This is a genomic window from Staphylococcus sp. FSL W8-0271 (genome assembly GCF_038006605.1).
GTDB classification, from domain to species: domain Bacteria; phylum Bacillota; class Bacilli; order Staphylococcales; family Staphylococcaceae; genus Staphylococcus; species Staphylococcus cohnii.
This window is the reverse complement of record NZ_JBBOVM010000001.1, coordinates 1,248,271-1,263,828: the sequence shown is the minus strand read 5'-3', so window position 1 is coordinate 1,263,828 and position 15,558 is coordinate 1,248,271. Positions and strand designations below refer to the sequence as shown.

Sequence of the window (15,558 nt, the reverse complement as noted above, 5' to 3'; positions counted from 1 at the left end):
GTAGCAAGTTACCAGCCAAATAAGCTAAAGCATAATAAATCAATTTTATTTATTGATTAAATATTGTGCTACGTGTTCTTGATTAAATGGAATTTTTTTATACACAATACCTGATTGTTTTAACAAATCTAAAGCATAATGATGATTATGATAGTCTTCAGCATAATAAATCGTTTTAATACCAGCTTGGATAATTGACTTTGTGCAATTCAAGCATGGAAAATGAGTAACATAAATCGTTGCGCCTTCTGTTGACACCCCTTGTTTTGCACATTGTAGCAACGCGTTCATTTCTGCGTGTATCGTACGAATGCAATGACCATCTTCCAACAGACAATCTTCATCAATACAATGTACTTCTCCAGACACAGAACCATTATACCCTCCAGCTATAATTCTATTATCTTTTACAATCGTTGCTCCCACAGACAATCTTTGACATGTAGAACGCAGCGCTAATAAATGGCTTTGCGCCATAAAGTATTCTTCCCATTTAATACGATCCATGATACTAAACCTCCAATTTATGTAAATTTTTAATGTGATATTTATAGATTAAATCGATTTTCGAAAAAACACAACAAAATTTTAGATTGTTAAATGTGAACTTAATTTTTCTATTGTTTTAGTACCGAATCCATTAATTTCTTTCAATTGATCAATAGATTTAAAATTACCGTTTTGCTCACGATATTCAATGATAGCTTTAGTTTTAACCTTTCCTATTCCAGGCATACTGGTGAGCTCGCTTTCTGTTGCAGTATTTAAATTTACTGTTGCAGCATCAATATCTTTTTTTCTGAAAAATTTGTTGCGGTTTCACTTTTATTCAATTGATTCTGAGCTTGTAAATGAGGTTGCTCCCCTTTTTCAGGAATATATATCATTTTCTGATCTATTAATCGTTCTGATAAATTAATGTTCGTTAAATCTGCATGTTCTGAAACGATAGCTTTATCCAACAACTGTTTGACGCGATCATTATTTTTCATTTTATAAACATTTGGATATTTTACCGCACCTTTGATATCAACATAAACAAATGAATCTTTTGTAGGGTCATTGCTTGGTGTTTCAGTTTTATTCGATGAACGTTCATTTTTTTCATTTGGTTTGAGTTGGTTATGCTCTGATAATTCTATTGGTGCCATATCATTACTTTTTTTCATTTGTTCGTTATCACGGTTCATTAAAAATGATAAAGTTAAGGCTACAGTCACTATTATAAATAGCATAACACAGACTTTTATTGTAGAATTAAATTGACTAAATCTTTCTTTAAACAATTCCCATAATGATAACAAAAAATCACTCCTTTATAGTTTACACGCATAAAGGAGTGATTTTACTTTTTTATTTTTTAACAATGAAGAACAAGCGCTCTCCATCTTGATTATCATTCTGGTTTTCAAATTCAAAATCAACAAATGTCGTTATATGTTTAAAACCACATGATTCTAACATTTTAGTGTAAACTTCCTTTGAATAAGTCCTTTGGTAATGTGACTCATCAAATCTTTTATATAAGTTATCACTTTGTTTTATAAAAAATGTCATATCATGCCATACGCTTAATGGTTCTTCGCCACGAATAGCTTCCCAAGCTAAAAATACATTTTCTGTTTCATCAATATAACTTTGATTATTGAATAATGTATTCATCTTGTGTTCAGTATGGACATCAAACATAAATACACCCTCATTCGGCTCTAGATGATGATATACTTGCTGAAAAGTGGATAACACATCTCCATATTCTGTTAAATAATTTAAAGAATCACAAAAAATGGTTATTGCATCATATTGTTGGTTAAGGTCGAATTCTGTCATATCACCTTCTATCCAATTCACTTCACTGGATTTTTGCATTGCTATCGAAAGCATATCAACACTTAAATCCATACCTGTTATATTATCAAAGTCGTTTAATTTTGAGGTGAAACTACCTGTACCACAACCAATATCTAAGATAGTTGATTTGTTTTTAGCATAATAATTTACAATATCAAGCCATGATTCGTATGGCTGATCTAAAGTTAATTGATCATAGTAATAGCTCATTTCTTCGTATTGAGCCATTATTAATAAACTGCCTGTCCATAAGATTCTAATGGTGCATCACGATATAATTTCTCCAAGTTGTAATAATCACGTTCATCTTTATGGAATACGTGTACTACTACGTTGGCCAAGTCAATTAAAATCCATCTTGCTTCATTAAAGCCTTCCATTCGTTTTACTTCGATTTCCGCTTCATTTGCAGCATCTTTAACTGCACGTGCGATGGATTGAACTTGTCTTTCATTATTGCCGTGGCATACGATAAAATAGTCAGTCATATCGCTAATACCTTGAATATTTAAAGAAATAATATCTTCTGCTTTCTTATTCTCAGTTGCATTGACAGCTAAATTTAATAATTGATCTGATTTCATTTAATCATCCTTTACTCTTTTGTCACTATAATTGTAATAATTCAAGCAAGCAATCGTGGCATCATAAACGGTAATATCTTTCGTGATTAAATATAAAACAGTTCGCTTAGATATTTCATAAATGGTTTTATCTAAGCTACCTTGATTGTATGCTAAATCTCTAATTTCTTCAACGCCTGGGGTTTGACGACCAGGTTCAATATAATCTGCGATAAAAACTAATTTTTCTGTTTTAGTCATTTGAGCACGACCAGTTGTATGATTTTTAATGGCAAGTAACACTTCTTCATCGTTTACACCAAATTGTTGCTCCATTATAACAGCACAGACTGGACCGTGTAAGATTTCAGATCCGTAACTCAACAAGTTACTATCCAAATCATTTTGTCTAACAATCTGATACATAGATCCCAAATCATCGTACTTGCTATAATCATGTAAAATACCTGCGAGTTTTGCCTTATCTTTATCCCCATCATACTGTTCAGCTAATTTAACAGCAGTTTCTGCTACTCTTAGTGAATGATTATATCTTTTCTCAGGTAATTTGTCTTTAACTAGGGAGACAGCTTCATCAAATTTCATATAATCCTTCCTCTCTGATATATTTCTCTACACTTTGAGGCACCAGCGTTTGAATATTGTTATGTTGTTTTACCCTTTCCCTGATGAGTGTTGAACTTATATCTATGCGTGGAATATTAATTGCTATCATATTATTTGGAACTTCTTGCTTTGCTTTACCACGATTCACAATTACAAAGGTTACCATTGATTTCAAATTTTCAATCGCATACCATTTTTCTAATTGAATATATTGGTCCGTGCCTATAACAAAAAATAGTTTAGCATTTGGATGTTTTTCTAAAATATGTTTAATTGTAAAATAAGTGTAACTTTGTCCCTTGCGTTCGACTTCGTCTAAATAAACAGATCCAAACCCAAGTTCGTTAATTGCACAATGGATCATATCAATTCTATATTTCGCATCTAAGTAATCATCATGCGCTTTGAGTGGTGACATATAACTTGGAATAAAGTAAAACAAATCTGGTTTAATAACATGATTCACTTCGCTGGCAACAACCATGTGAGCTGTATGAATCGGGTTAAACTGCCCACCATATAAGACTATCTTTTTAGACATTATGGTAATTGAATTTGTTTATTATCTTGTGATTCTTTATACAAGACAATCATAGACCCGATTACTTGAACAATTTCACTATGAGTTGCATCGCTTAAAGTTTGCGCTAAATCATTTTTGTCTTCAAAGTTATTTTGTAGTACATGTATTTTTATTAATTCTCTATTTTCTAAAATATCATTTAATTGTTCTATCATATTTTCACCAACACCAGCTTTTCCGATTTGGAAAGTTGGGTCAACATTATGTGCTTTACTTCTCAAAAATCTCTTTTGTTTACCTGTTAACATAAAATGCTCCTTTTATAAATAATTTAAAACTGTGTGTTTCATAACTTGCACGTCCGGTTCTGTATCTGTCCAAATTTTAAAACTTTCTGCACCTTGATAAACAAACATGTCCAAGCCATTATAGATTGGGTTACCTTGGGCTTCAGCTTGTTCTAAGATCGGTGTTTTAAAAGGTACATACACAATGTCACTCACTAACGTATCAGACTCTAAATGCTTCAAACTAATTGGTATTTCTTGGTTTGTGTTCATTCCTGCCGGTGTCGTATTGATGATAATATCGAATTCGGATAATGCTAATTCAGCATCGGATAATCTAATTTTATTTACATTCAAATTCCATTGTTCAAATCTGTCCAGAGATCTGTTTGCAATAGTAAGTTTAGGTTGTACATATTTAGTTAATTCATTCGCAATGCCTTTACTAGCACCGCCTGCACCTAAAATTAAGATATAGGCATGTTTTAAATCAGGATACACGCGTTGCAAGCCTTTAACATAACCTATACCATCTGTATTATAACCAATCCATTTACCATCTTCTATCTTAACCGTATTCACGGCACCTACAGTTTCTGATTGTTCATCAATTTCATCTAAAAAAGGTATAATACGTTCCTTATGTGGAATTGTTACATTAAAACCAGAAAGTGCTTTATCTGAAATAATTTCTCTTATTAGATGAAATTTATCTTCAGGAATATTAATCGCTTCATATGTTGCATTATAATTTAAAGATTCAAAATTAGCATTATGCATCACTGGAGATAAAGAATGATCAATTGGATGGCCTATTACTGCATATTTCATATTTTACACACCTTAACCTTACATAATTGAATTTCTTAAAATAACATCAACATTTTTTGGCACGCGCACAATAACTTTTGCACCTGCGTCTATCGTGATAAAACCTAATCCAGAAATCATTACATCACGTTTTTCTTTACCAGTTTCTAACCTTACAGCTTTAACATTTCTCAAATCAAAATTTTCAGGATTATGAGGTGGTGTTAATACAGATCCTAATTGATTTCGCCATAATTCATTTGCTTTTTCTGTTTTTGTTCTATGAATATTTAAATCATTAGAAAAATAACAGACTAACGGTCTTTTCCCGCCACTTATATAGTCTATACGTGCAAGTCCACCGAAAAATAATGTTTGTCCTTCGTTAAGCTGATAAACACGTTGTTTAATTTCTATTCTAGGCATAATTGTTTTTAGTTCATGTTCAGATACTAAATGTGTCATTTGGTGCGCTTGAATAATTCCTGGTGTATCATACATAAACGTCGTTTCATCAAGTGGAATATCAATCATGTCCAAGGTTGTGCCAGGAAACCTTGAAGTTGTAACAACATCTTTTTCGCCTACACTGCGTTCTATTAATTTGTTAATTAAAGTTGATTTACCTACATTTGTAGTTCCTACAATATATACGTCTTCATCGTTTCTGATACTGTTAATAGAAGTTAATAGATTTTCAATACCTTCATTTTTGTCTGCAGAAATAAGCACAACATCTTCAGCGTCAAGTCCATATTTTTTAGCTGCTTTCTTCAACCATTCTTTTACACGACGTTTATTTATTTGTTTTGGCAAAAGATCTATTTTATTCGCTACAAGAATAATTTTTTTGTTGCCGACGATACGTTTAATTGCATTGATAAATGAACCCTCAAAATCAAATACATCCACAACATTTACTATTATTCCTTTTTTATCTGCCAAGCCATTGAGTAAATTTAAAAAGTCATCGCTATCTAAACCTACATCTTGTACTTCGTTATAATTTTTCAGTCTAAAACATCTTTTACACACAACGTCTTCACGAAATAAGTTATGTTCTGGAACATAACCTGGTGCATCAGAATCTTCAGACTGTAAAGGTGCACCACAACCTATACATTTCAATACATCCAATTCACTCAATCAATTTTCCTCCCATTTTATATATCCTTTTTTTCTAAAATGTTGTAATAATCTGCGTTCAATAAGACGATTAAATTTAGTAATCAAGCCATCCGTTTGTTTAACAGGTACTACCATAATAGTAAATAAACCTCGTCTGTTACCACCAAATACATCCGTTAACATTTGATCACCAATAACTACTATCTCTGATGGGTGTAAACTCATAGAATGCATTGCAGGATCAAACGCACGCCCTCTTGGTTTTCTTGCTTTAAAAATATAATCTACTTTTAAAGATTTAGAAAAGCTACCTACTCTTTTTTCATTATTATTAGAAACTATTGTAATCGTAATGCCTTTTTGTTTTGCTTCTTCAAACCAAGTTTTAACTGCTTCTGTAGGATAGGCAACATCCCATCCCACTAGTGTATTATCTAAATCAGTAATGATACCTTTTACGCCAGATTTTGCAAGCTTATCTATATCAATTTGAAAAATTGATTGCACATATTCATTTGGCATAAAGTATTTCTTTATTATACCCATTATTTCTATTCACCTTTTTTATATTTTTTTAATTAAATTTTCTACCATAGTACTAGAAGATTTTGCTGCTTTTGTTAAAAATTCATCAAATGTGATACCAGCGTCTCCATCTGCTAAATCTGATATTGCACGAGTGATAATAAATGGTAAATTGAATTGATAGCAAGTTTGTGCAATTGCAGTTGCTTCCATTTCTGCAGCCATCGCTTGAGGGAAATTTGTTTTAATTTTCATTCGTTGGTCTTTTGTACCAATAAAACTGTCACCACTTACAATCAAGCCTACCTTAGCAACTAGTTGTTGATTTGTAATTACTTGTGTCGCTTTGTCAATCAATGATTTATCTGCTACGAATTGTGCAGGCATTTGTGGGATTTGTCCTAATTGATAACCAAATGCTCTGGCATCAGCATCATGATAAGCAACCATATCGCTTACTACGATATCACCAACATTTAACGATTTATCCAATGCACCTGCAGAACCTGTATTAATAATTAAATCAGGTTTAAACTTTTCAATTAATAATGTTGTTGAAATGGCTACATTTACTTTACCAATGCCACTTTGAGTTAATACGATTGCTTTATCATTTATATAACCTTTATAAAAATATACATGTGCAATATTAATCTCTTCTAAATTCACAAGTTTATTTTTTAAGATTGCTACTTCCTCTTCCATAGCTCCAATAATACCGATCATTGTTATTCACCTCAATTTAAAATCCTAACCTTAGTTATTCTATCACATTTAAACTGATAGCTCGACGATTGAAGCATATTTATATCAAATTATTACTTCATTATTTATCGTAAGAAATTTATGTAAATTTTCGCATTATCAATTTGATTTAACATGTAAATACATTGCTATTATTTTAAAACGAAATGGCAATGCTTATTTAATGCAAGTATAAATATAAAACAAACCATTCTCTAAGTCCTTATTATAAGCATAAAGAACTAGAGAATGGTTACTTAATAACTATATTCGTATTGTTAACTACCTATTAATTGTGTCAATCCTTGCAGTGAATATATACCTGTAACAATTGTGACTAAAACAGCTAAAATACCAAACCAAAGCATCCATGTCGGATGATGATAGTCCCCTACGATTGATTTTCGTTTACTAGCAATAAGTATTGTCGTTAATATAATAGGTAAGATAAGTCCATTTAAAGCACCTGCAACGATTAATAATGTTACTGGTTTTCCTAAGAATAGAAAAACAAAAGTTGAAATGACTATAAATGAAATTACAATAATATTTGTTTTGTTATAGATCGATTTATGCAATGTTTTTAAGAAAGTTGCACTTGTATATGCTGATCCAATAACTGAAGACATTGCTGCAGCAAATAATACAACACCAAATATATTTCGACCAATTGGTCCTAATACATGCTCAAATACTGAAGCCGGTGGATTTGTATCATTTAAAGTTACGCCCGTAACGACTACACCAAGTACCGCTAAGAATAATAATGCTCTAAGCACACCTGTTGTTAATATTCCTGAAATAGCCGCTTTGTTTACAAATGGCAAATAATGTTTACCACGGATGCCAGAATCTAATATTCTATGTGCACCAGCAAATGTAATATAACCGCCAACTGTTCCACCTACTAATGTGATAATAGGTAAAACAAGTGCTAAAGGTTGTTCTGGCATCACAAGATGTTTAGCTGCGTCAGCATATGGCGGGTTAGCTTTAAACATTACAAATGCAACAACTACAATCATTAAAACACCTAAAAACATCGTGACAACATCCATAATTTTTTGACCACTTTTACTTACAAAAATAAGTATTGCTAATACTGCTGTAATAGCTGCACCAATCTTTACATCTAAGCCAAAAATTGCATTCAATCCTAATCCCGCACCTGCAATATTACCAATATTAAATGCGAGTCCACCTATTGCAATTAATATCGATATAAAAGTACCTAATCCTTTAAATATTTCATTAGCTACTTCTTGTCCACGTTTACCTGTGACGACCAACACTCTCCAAATATTAATTTGCGCTCCTATGTCAATCAATATTGATAATAAAATCGCAAAAGCAAAACTTGAAGTGAACTGCGCAGTAAATACTGCAGTCTGAGTTAAAAATGCAGGTCCAATTGCAGATGTAGCCATTAAGAATACAGAACCTAATAATAACCTTTTATGATTTTTTGTAAATTCAAAATCCTTCGATTCTGTTTTTAATTTTTCTCCCATGTGTTAGCCTCCCAGCTTAGATATAGAAACGCCTTCTTTCGATAATCTTTCTCTTATTTTTGTAACAAATTCTAGTGCATGTTCACCATCTCCATGAACACAAATTGTATCTGCTTGAATATCAATTTCTTTGTTGTTTTTCGTAATTACTTTTTGTGATTTAACCATTTTAACAACTTGTTCAATGGCTTCTTCTGTGTCAGTTATTAAGGCTTCACTTTCTTTTCTACTCACTAATTGACCATCATCTTCATAACGTCTATCTGCAAACACTTCTGAAGCCGTAGTTAAACCAACAGCTTGCGCTTCTGTAACAAGTAGTGTATTTGATAATCCAACATAAATTAATGATTCATCAAAATCATATACAGCTTGAGCAATCGCATGTGCGATTGCTTTATCACGTGCACCCATTTGATACAGTGCACCGTGTGGTTTTACGTGATTTATTTTAACTTGGTGAACGTTACAGAATCCACTTAATGCACCGAGCTGGTAAATGACGATATCATAAATTTCTTTCGGTGACAAGTCCATATTTCTACGGCCAAATCCTTGTAAATCTGGAAGACCAGGATGTGCGCCAATACCAATACCATTTGCTTTAGCTAATTCCACCGTTTGATACATAACATGTTGGTCACCAGCATGAAAACCACATGCAATGTTTGCTGACGTAATTAACGGAATAATTTGATCGTCTCCACCGAATGAATAATTTCCAAAAGCTTCGCCTAAATCACAGTTCAAATCAACTTTCATTATGCTTCCTCCTTAATTATTTGATGTCTATCTAAAAATTTAATATCTACATCTTTTGCATCACCATTGGCATATTGTGGATATGATAAAACTGCATATAGGAAATCAGCTGTGGTAGTAAAACCATCAATTACCATTTCATCCAATGTTACTTTTAATTTGTTTATTGCCGAAGCTCTATTAGGTGCTTTTACGATAACTTTCGCTACAAGAGAATCATAATTTGGCGATACCGTATAGCCATGATAAAGCAAACTATCGATACGTACGTTAAATCCTTGTGGCAAATGTAACGCTTTTACTTTACCTGGAGAAGGCTGAAATCCTTTCTGAGGATTTTCTGCGTTGATTCTCACTTCAATGACATGTCCATCAAACAGTACCTCATCTTGGTTGAATGGTAATGAACCATACTTCATTAAATACAGCTGAGCTTGAAGTAAATCACGATTCGCTCTCATTTCAGTTACTGTATGTTCAACTTGAATACGCGCATTCATTTCAATAAAGTAATAAGCATCTTCTGTCACTAAATATTCGATAGTACCTGCACTTCTATAATTAGATGCTCTAGCCACTTTTACAGCATCATTACACATAGATGCTCTCATATTTTCGGATAATGCAGCACATGGTGATTCTTCAATTAATTTTTGATTTTTTCTCTGAACTGAGCAATCACGCTCACCTAAGTGTATGTAATTATCTTTACCGTCTCCTAGTATTTGTACTTCCACGTGCTTAGCTACAGGTATAAATGCTTCCACATATACACGATCATCATTAAAATATTTTTGCCCTTCACTTTTTGCTTCTTTAAATGACTTTTCCAAGGCTTCTTCTGCTTTGACAATTCTTATACCTTTACCGCCACCACCACTGGCAGCTTTTAATACAAGTGGGTAACCAATGTCATGCGCAATTTCTTTAACTTCTTCAATTGTCTCTACTGCAGAAGTAGAACCAGGTATGATTGGTACATTCGCTTGATCAACTGTTTGTCGTGCTGTTATTTTATCACCCATCATTTCCATGGTTTGATCAGTTGGTCCTATAAAATAAATACCATTTTCTTCAACATTTTTAGCAAATGAAGTGCTTTCTGATAAAAAACCATACCCTGGATGAATTGCATTCGCACCACTTATTTTTGCAGCACTAATGATTCTGTCTTGGTTTAAATAGCTATCCAATGCATTGGCTTCTCCAATACATATCGCTTGATCAGCTAAACTTACATGTAGACTTGACTCATCCCCTAAAGCATAGATAGCCACAGTTTCAATATCCATTTCTCTACATGCACGAATAATTCTTACAGCAATTTCTCCTCTATTTGCAATTAAACAACGATACAATTCAAATACCCCCTTTAAACTTATTTCACAGTTATAATTGTTTGATCATATTCAACATTTGAACCGTGATTGACATGTATAGTGTCTACAACACCATCCACATCACTTTTTACTTCATTCATTACTTTCATTGCTTCTATGTAACCAATGGTATCTCCTTTTTTAATTTCATCACCTTCACGAATGAGTGGATTTGTTAATTCTTTTTCATCTTGTAAATAAAACGTACCAACCATAGGTGATTTGACAGCTTGATTTGATTGTTCTTCATTTGATATATCTTGCCCATTTAAACTTGATTCATTATTTGAAGCTAATTGTTGTTGCGCGGGCGATGCTGATGTATTATCTGTAAAATCAATCGTTATTTCATTTTCATAATCTTTATAATTAAATTTTTTAACCCCGTTATCTTTTACGATTTTAATTAATTGCTCTACTTTTTCAAAATTCATTATAATTCCCCTTTCAATAAATGATTAATGCGTATAGATGTATTTCTCAATTGTGTAACATCAAAAATAGGTTGTTCATAAATACTTTTAATTGTATTTTTAAATGCTTCTTCTTGTTGCTCTAATTTTTTAACTGCTTCATCGATTGTAGTCCATTCAAAACGAATCGTATCATTGGGTTGCATTTGAGCTAATTTATGTAAATCAGATGCACAAACAGTCGCTATTTTTGTATAGCCACCTACTGTTTGTTTATCATTTAATAAAATAATAGGATTACCATCATTTGGAACTTGTATACTGCCTAAGGCAACAGGTTCTGATATTATGTCTGCCGATGTGGTTGGTGAAATCGTTTCACCTTGTAATCGATAGCCCATGCGGTCTGACTTTTCTGATATTTTAAATTCATTGGCCACTAATTTTTGTTGCGCTTCTTGGCTAAAGTTTTCAATTTGAGGCCCCTCGATGATTTGAATAGTGTTTTCTTTAACCTCTGTGACATCAATAAGTAAACTCAAACCAAGATGACGTGTATACGAATGATTATTTTCACACTCTATTACATCACCAGATTTTAATGGTCGCCCTTTAAAACCACCAATTTGGCTTCGTGTATGAGTAGCATAGCTATTTGCAACTTTTTGAATTTTCAAAGGTTTACCAAATAATAAGTATCCTCTGGCCCCATTAATAACTTGACCAACTTTCAATACATCACCTTTTTTTACTGCTATTACAGTAGCTTCATCAATAGATATATCGTTAATGGTTGCGTTAAACTCAGCACCTATTAATACAAATGTATTATCTTCTAAGAATTCAATCGTTGGGCCAATAATAGTACATTCAATCGCTGGCCCTTCATTACCAATTAACGCTAGTCCAGTTCTATAAGCATATTGATCCAATACACCTGCAGTAGAAAATCCTTGGTCTTGATAACCGATTCTTCCTAAATCTTGAATCGTACTAAATAAACCTGGATTAATAATTTTAATACTCATATTGAATTTTCACCCATTTCTCAATATCAAATTCACCTTGTTGTGCTTCAACAATTTGTTCGAACGTTGATTCATCTATAGAATAGAATTTTATATAGTCTCCTGATTCGTATAAACACATAGGCGTTCTTAAAATATCAAATACCGTAATTGGTGTACGGCCGATGATTTGCCAACCTCCTGGAGATTGTTTTGGATATAAGCCTGTTTGATTATTCGCAATACCAACTGAACCTGCTGGAATACTTGTTCTTGGTTCTTCTCTTCTAGGAGTAGCTAGCTTTGAATTTAATCCACCTAAAAATGGAAAACCTGGCATAAACCCAAGCATATAAATTAAATATGTATTCTCTGTATGTAACTTAATTACTTCTTCTATTGATAATTGATTATGTGTAGCTACTTCTTGAATGTCCGGACCATAATTACCACCATAAAGTACTGGTAAACTAATGATTTTTACTTCACTTAAATTTTCATCAAAATCCAGTTTGTTTAATTGTTCTAGATTCAGTTCATTAACAACTTTCGCTAAACTTTGTTTAGTAATATCTATATGTAGCATTATTGCTCGATAAGAAGGTATAATTTCAATAATAGCTTCATGTTGCTGATCTTTAATATACTTTTCAACTTTTTGTACTTCCTTAAATGTCGAAGGATCAATTTGTTGTTCAAAGTAAATCATAATTGTCTCTTCGTTGATTAATTTATATTCCAACATTTTTCCCCCTTTGTAGTATATACATTAAACTATTTTTCAAACATTAATATGTGTACAACATTATAATTGTATCATTAACTGAGAGACTATGTTTAATTAAAAATAGTTATAATTGTTGATAATTAACTACTATTGTTAAATACAAATCAGCTCTAAATTATCTTAATATTTCAATAATTGTATCAATGATATAAATTTATCAAATAGTTGAAGATAAGTATATATTTTTATTTATAAAGTGTAAAATCCCCCTAACATTGGTTGTTAACGGGATTTTAATATTACTTGATATTTACAATTTTCACATTGATTTCAGCACCATTTGGTAGTGGCACACGAACCTCTTCGTTTAATTTTTTACCAATTAAACTTTTAGCCATTGGTGATTCATTTGAGATTTTACCATTAAATGCATCAGATTCAGCAGATCCAACAATTTGATATTCTTCTTCATCTTCACCCGGTAATTCTACAAAAGTTACAGTTTTCCCAATTTGTACTTGATTGTTGTCACCTGTATCTTCGATTATAAGTGCATTACGTAGCATATGCTCAATTCTTTGGATGTCTTGTTCGATGAATCCCTGTTCATCTTTAGCAGCATCATACTCAGAGTTCTCAGATAAATCTCCGAAAGAACGGGCTACTTTTATTTTTTCAACGACTTCTGGTCTCTTAACCGTCTTTAACTCTTCTAGTTCATTTTCTAGCTTTTCGAAACCTTCTTGTGTCATAGGGTATTGTTTTTGGTTTTCCATATTGTCATCTTCCTTTACTAAAATACTATTGTTTACTTACTAAAGTCTGAATTTTTGTCGTCATTATATCGATCGCAACTTTATTACTTCCACCTTCAGGAATGATAATATCTGCATATCTTTTTGTAGGTTCTATAAATTGATTATGCATTGGGCGAACTACATTTAGATATTGATTTATAACAGAATCCATTGTACGACCTCTTTCTTCTGTATCGCGAAGTAAGCGACGTAAGATTCGTAAATCTGCATCGGTATCAACATAAATTTTGACATCCATTAAATCTCTTAACGTTTTATTTTCAAGCGCAAATATGCCTTCTACGATAATAACATCTTTTGGTTTAAATGCAATCGTTTCATCGCTTCTAGTATGATTTGTATAATCATATGTTGGTACTTCAATCTGTTTACCATTTCTCAAATCGTTTAAATTTTCTATTAATAAGTCATTATCAAAAGCAAAAGGATGATCATAATTGGTCTCTAAACGTTCTTCGAAACTTAAATGCGATTGGTCCTTATAATAATAGTCTTGTGCTAATAATGCAACACTATGGCCTTCTAAATTTTTCATAATTTCGTTTGTGACTGATGTTTTACCTGAACCAGAACCACCAGCGATTCCAATAATAGTCGTACGTTTCATTATCCAATTTCCTTTCTCATCATGTTGTTGGTATAAATTGGATGATCAACTTTAATTTGCACAATTTGCAATGGGTGTCGTGCAGCATCAAGTTTGTTACCTTCTTCATCATAAATAGTGTCAACAACTTGTCTAAATGTATCAATTTCAGGACCAAAAAACTCTATTTCTTCCCCAGGCTCAAATTTATTACGCTGTTGAATCGTAGCGAGTTTGGTTTTTTCATCATAACCAAGAACTAATCCACAAAAATCATAAGCCGAGTTTTTTTTATTTTGTTGCCCAAACATTTGCTCTTCGTAACCAGGTGTGCCTTCAATAAATGCTGAAGCAGTGTCTCTATTAGCGCATTTTTCCACCTCAGTTAACCATTCTGGCTTAATTTTAAAATTATCAGGATCTTCTGCATAAGCATCGATGACTTTGCGATATACAGATACAACAGTTGCAATATAATGTATTGATTTCATGCGTCCTTCAACTTTAAGTGAATCCACACCAATATCCATCATTTTAGGGATTGACTCTATAAGTTTCAAATCTTTTGGACTCATTGCGAAAGGTGTCACTGCATTTTCTTCATAATATAAATCTAAATCACCGTCTTTATCAATTTCCAATAGGTCATAATCCCATCTACAGCTTTGACAACAACCACCTCTATTAGAATCTCGAGCTGTCATGTGATTACTTAATGTACATCTACCAGAATACGCAATACACATTGCACCATGAATAAATGATTCAATTTCAATATCTACTTTATCTTTCATTTTCTTCATTTCCATAGCACCTGTTTCACGTGCTAATACTACACGATCTAACCCTTCATTTTTCCAAAATTCTACAGCTTTATAATTTGAAAGTGATTGTTGTGTTGATAAATGAATTTCTAAATTCGGCGCTACGCGCTTACATGTTTCAATGATTAGTGGATCCGCAACAATAATACCAGTGGCACCGGCTGACTCTAAATTTTTTAAATATTCATCCAAACCCGCAATATTTTCATCATGTGCAATAATATTAGTTGTAACGTAAATTTTCGCCCCATATTGCTGTGCGAATGTCACACCTTCTTTGATTTCTTCCATCGTAAAATTATCCGTATTGGACCTTAAACCATACGCTTGTCCACCTAAAAATACAGCATCTGCACCATAATGTACTGCTATTTTGAGTTTTTCTAAATTACCTGCTGGGGCAAGTAGTTCAGGTTTTTTAATCTTATTATTAGTATTGCTTTCAACTTTTTCTAATAATTTCATTATTTAAA

At 32.4% G+C, this 15,558-nt stretch carries 20 protein-coding genes and 1 pseudogene; all 21 read right to left on the bottom strand.

Annotated elements, in window-relative coordinates; all coding sequences use genetic code 11:
* Window positions 1–45 precede the first annotated feature (45 nt).
* Window positions 46–507: a ComE operon protein 2 gene (locus NST87_RS06255; protein WP_019469390.1), complete on the bottom strand. Its 462-nt coding sequence runs from the start codon at window positions 505–507 to the stop codon at window positions 46–48.
* Window positions 508–588: 81 nt separating this feature from the next.
* Complete coding sequence (locus tag NST87_RS06250; protein WP_230620687.1) at window positions 589–735, bottom strand: ComEA family DNA-binding protein; 147 nt, start codon at window positions 733–735, stop codon at window positions 589–591.
* Window positions 736–856: 121 nt separating this feature from the next.
* Window positions 857–1,043 (bottom strand): annotated as a pseudogene (locus NST87_RS13795) (helix-hairpin-helix domain-containing protein); the annotation flags it as partial.
* A 310-nt stretch (window positions 1,044–1,353) separates the two neighbouring features.
* Window positions 1,354–2,079, bottom strand: a complete 726-nt coding sequence (locus tag NST87_RS06240) for a class I SAM-dependent DNA methyltransferase (RefSeq protein ID WP_019469391.1) — start codon at window positions 2,077–2,079, stop codon at window positions 1,354–1,356.
* 2 nt (window positions 2,080–2,081) lie between these two features.
* Window positions 2,082–2,435, bottom strand: coding sequence for a ribosome silencing factor (gene rsfS / locus NST87_RS06235; RefSeq protein WP_019469392.1), 354 nt, complete (start codon window positions 2,433–2,435; stop codon window positions 2,082–2,084).
* Window positions 2,436–3,020 (bottom strand): bis(5'-nucleosyl)-tetraphosphatase (symmetrical) YqeK, encoded by a 585-nt coding sequence (yqeK, locus tag NST87_RS06230; protein ID WP_019469393.1) that lies wholly within the window; start codon window positions 3,018–3,020, stop codon window positions 2,436–2,438.
* Entirely contained in the window at window positions 3,010–3,582 is a 573-nt protein-coding gene (gene nadD / locus NST87_RS06225) for a nicotinate (nicotinamide) nucleotide adenylyltransferase (protein ID WP_026034801.1), read from the bottom strand. Before nadD ends, yqeK begins: the two co-directional genes overlap by 11 nt.
* Complete coding sequence (yhbY, locus tag NST87_RS06220; RefSeq protein ID WP_019469395.1) at window positions 3,582–3,872, bottom strand: ribosome assembly RNA-binding protein YhbY; 291 nt, start codon at window positions 3,870–3,872, stop codon at window positions 3,582–3,584. Before yhbY ends, nadD begins: the two co-directional genes overlap by 1 nt.
* Before the next feature lie 12 nt (window positions 3,873–3,884).
* Window positions 3,885–4,682, bottom strand: a complete 798-nt coding sequence (aroE, locus tag NST87_RS06215) for a shikimate dehydrogenase (RefSeq protein WP_019469396.1) — start codon at window positions 4,680–4,682, stop codon at window positions 3,885–3,887.
* Window positions 4,683–4,700: 18 nt separating this feature from the next.
* Window positions 4,701–5,807, bottom strand: coding sequence for a ribosome biogenesis GTPase YqeH (gene yqeH / locus NST87_RS06210; protein WP_019469397.1), 1,107 nt, complete (start codon window positions 5,805–5,807; stop codon window positions 4,701–4,703).
* Entirely contained in the window at window positions 5,808–6,335 is a 528-nt protein-coding gene (locus NST87_RS06205; protein ID WP_019469398.1) for a YqeG family HAD IIIA-type phosphatase, read from the bottom strand.
* An 18-nt stretch (window positions 6,336–6,353) separates the two neighbouring features.
* Window positions 6,354–7,040, bottom strand: a complete 687-nt coding sequence (gene mtnN / locus NST87_RS06200; RefSeq protein ID WP_019469399.1) for a 5'-methylthioadenosine/S-adenosylhomocysteine nucleosidase — start codon at window positions 7,038–7,040, stop codon at window positions 6,354–6,356.
* A gap of 296 nt (window positions 7,041–7,336) precedes the next feature.
* Entirely contained in the window at window positions 7,337–8,569 is a 1,233-nt protein-coding gene (locus NST87_RS06195; RefSeq protein WP_340721412.1) for an NRAMP family divalent metal transporter, read from the bottom strand.
* A gap of 3 nt (window positions 8,570–8,572) precedes the next feature.
* Window positions 8,573–9,331, bottom strand: coding sequence for a 5-oxoprolinase subunit PxpA (gene pxpA / locus NST87_RS06190; protein WP_019469401.1), 759 nt, complete (start codon window positions 9,329–9,331; stop codon window positions 8,573–8,575).
* On the bottom strand, window positions 9,331–10,689 hold the full coding sequence (locus NST87_RS06185; protein WP_019469402.1) for an acetyl-CoA carboxylase biotin carboxylase subunit: 1,359 nt from the start codon (window positions 10,687–10,689) through the stop codon (window positions 9,331–9,333). The genes pxpA and NST87_RS06185 overlap by 1 nt, the downstream gene beginning before the upstream one ends.
* A 20-nt stretch (window positions 10,690–10,709) precedes the next feature.
* Window positions 10,710–11,144: an acetyl-CoA carboxylase biotin carboxyl carrier protein gene (locus NST87_RS06180; protein ID WP_019469403.1), complete on the bottom strand. Its 435-nt coding sequence runs from the start codon at window positions 11,142–11,144 to the stop codon at window positions 10,710–10,712.
* Window positions 11,144–12,151: a 5-oxoprolinase subunit C family protein gene (locus NST87_RS06175; RefSeq protein WP_019469404.1), complete on the bottom strand. Its 1,008-nt coding sequence runs from the start codon at window positions 12,149–12,151 to the stop codon at window positions 11,144–11,146. The genes NST87_RS06180 and NST87_RS06175 overlap by 1 nt, the downstream gene beginning before the upstream one ends.
* Window positions 12,141–12,872, bottom strand: coding sequence for a 5-oxoprolinase subunit PxpB (gene pxpB, locus NST87_RS06170; protein WP_340721411.1), 732 nt, complete (start codon window positions 12,870–12,872; stop codon window positions 12,141–12,143). Before pxpB ends, NST87_RS06175 begins: the two co-directional genes overlap by 11 nt.
* Before the next feature lie 284 nt (window positions 12,873–13,156).
* Window positions 13,157–13,633, bottom strand: coding sequence for a transcription elongation factor GreA (gene greA / locus NST87_RS06165; RefSeq protein ID WP_019469406.1), 477 nt, complete (start codon window positions 13,631–13,633; stop codon window positions 13,157–13,159).
* A gap of 25 nt (window positions 13,634–13,658) precedes the next feature.
* On the bottom strand, window positions 13,659–14,282 hold the full coding sequence (udk, locus tag NST87_RS06160) for a uridine kinase (RefSeq protein WP_019469407.1): 624 nt from the start codon (window positions 14,280–14,282) through the stop codon (window positions 13,659–13,661).
* The gene (locus NST87_RS06155) at window positions 14,282–15,550 is read right to left on the bottom strand and encodes a peptidase U32 family protein (RefSeq protein ID WP_019469408.1); all 1,269 of its coding nucleotides are present in this window, start codon (window positions 15,548–15,550) and stop codon (window positions 14,282–14,284) included. Before NST87_RS06155 ends, udk begins: the two co-directional genes overlap by 1 nt.
* Window positions 15,551–15,558 lie beyond the last annotated feature (8 nt).